Annotated in this window: 2 protein-coding genes and 1 pseudogene; 2 read left to right on the top strand and 1 reads right to left on the bottom strand. The window is 43.8% G+C overall.

What is annotated here, in order from left to right:
• Positions 1-452: pseudogene (locus tag V7D75_RS09825) on the top strand (DUF4062 domain-containing protein); the annotation flags it as partial.
• Between the two features lie 174 nt (positions 453-626).
• Positions 627-923 carry a hypothetical protein gene (locus V7D75_RS09830; protein ID WP_333614418.1) on the top strand — a complete coding sequence of 99 codons (297 nt, stop codon included), beginning with the start codon at positions 627-629 and terminating at the stop codon, positions 921-923.
• A gap of 156 nt (positions 924-1,079) precedes the next feature.
• Here the strand turns inward: V7D75_RS09830 and V7D75_RS09835 are convergent.
• A partial coding sequence (locus V7D75_RS09835; RefSeq protein WP_333614419.1) for a peptidoglycan-binding protein occupies positions 1,080-1,801 on the bottom strand: 722 nt, incomplete at its 5' end.

Consider the following 1,801-nt stretch of genomic DNA (forward strand, 5'->3'; position numbering starts at 1 on the left):
ATTTAGCAGCCGATAGTGTCAGCAAACCACTGGTGCTGACAGACACTTTTGAGATTCAGTACAAAGCACAAGCCTATGAAGGCGGTAATTTAACCGACGTCACCCGCCCTATGAGATTATCGTGGCAAGAAGTGCTCATCGCTTTAATAAAAATACCCGCTACCTTTTCAAGCTATGGTTTACAGAGCGCCATTAATCGCTTAATCGCCGTCAAAGCTGAAACAGACATCAAAAATGACATGCCAAATGTCCATGCAGTAGCACGTTGTCAGATTTATCAAGATGACTTAAACCAATTACAGCGGCAGTTGGTGGCGGCTAACTGGATTCAACTCACCACCTATGGCACGCGCGTGTCACAAGAGCTTTGGAAGCTTACCTTTTATGCGAAGAGCTTATTAACAGACAATAATACCACCATACCTAATGCGCCAACTTTACCGCTTAGCTAGGGCAAATGCTCTCTGCTTTATTTATAATTTCATTGATAAAAAATCCATTTATAAAGCCGGCGCTTACCCTTTGTAATACAAAGCATACGTCTCTGTAGTTGTGAAGCTGAGCAATACCCGTAATAATAAGCGTATAAATACATAATAATGCTTAATAATTAGGGAGAACCAACAATGAGTGATGCCAAAAAAGATTTAAATAGTGAATTAACCAGCTTAGAAGAAACCATGCTTGAAGCCGACCAGTTTCGTACGCTCGAAGAACAAGTCGCCGATATGAAGCGCCGCGGCATTGACCCAACCCAAGCCTATAAGGACTTAGATAGAAAGGAAGAAGATGCTGACTGGGGTGATGCGACGTGGAAAGAGAACGGTAAATGGGAGCCAAAAACGCCTGCGGATTTAGATGACAAAGCCCGCGAAAATTGGGATGGCGATAATGGTAAACCGAATCCGCCACCTGTTATCTAGTAGGTATTATTTAACAAAATAATAGAATGATAACCGTATTTTTTCCAATTTATTCAATCCATTTTATAAGAAAGCCACGCTTATTTGCGTGGCTTTCTTATTAGTCGCTAATACATGCTTATAGATAATAAATAATCCATTCCTTAGCTTAGCTAATCATGAACCTTCATCGACACGTACAAGCTTTACCGTACCATCAGGACTGGTAACCCGGCGATAGCGCGTATTGCCCGATGAGGTTGATGGTCTAACGGTTGGCTGCACAGACGGCTGTACTGAGTAAGGGTTAGAGTTTGAGCTGCCAGTTTGCTGTTGAATCAATTGTCCCATACGGTCTGCAGGCGCAGGGTTTAAAGGACGACTGTTTGCTGGTTGTCCGTATGGATTGCCATATTGGGAAGTGCTTGCAGCACTATTGCCAACGATGGCGCGATAAAATTTCTGTCCGGCGCGTCCATCGGCTGGAAAGATGCCATGGCTTGATTGATATTGCTGAATCGCCGTACGCGTATTATCACCAATGATACCGTCCACTTCGCCAATATCGTAGCCTGCATTTAATAATGCTTGCTGAATATCCTTTGATTGCTGACGGCTAATACCAGGGTCATCCGTCGGCCATGCAGTGACAAAGTCAGTTTTGCTGCTGTCTTCACGCGCGATTAAGTCTGATAAATGGGCAATCGCTAAAGCATAATTTTCTGAAGCGTTATACGAATAAAACGTATCGAAGTTTTTACCCACCAAGAATGCTGGGCCATCAGTGCCGGCTGGTAATAATAAACCTGCGCTGCCCAAGGTAGAAGGTAACGGACTGCCGTTCGCCAATGTCAGCCCTTGATTGCGCCAATGGCTGATAGATTTTTTGTCTTTACGGT

The sequence above is a fragment of the Psychrobacter sp. genome (genome assembly GCF_036731945.1).
Lineage (GTDB): Bacteria > Pseudomonadota > Gammaproteobacteria > Pseudomonadales > Moraxellaceae > Psychrobacter.

Excerpts from the sequence above, each read along its gene's own strand:
- V7D75_RS09830 (WP_333614418.1), top strand. The coding sequence starts at position 627 with ATGAGTGATGCCAAAAAAGATTTAAATAGTGAATTAACCAGCTTAGAA.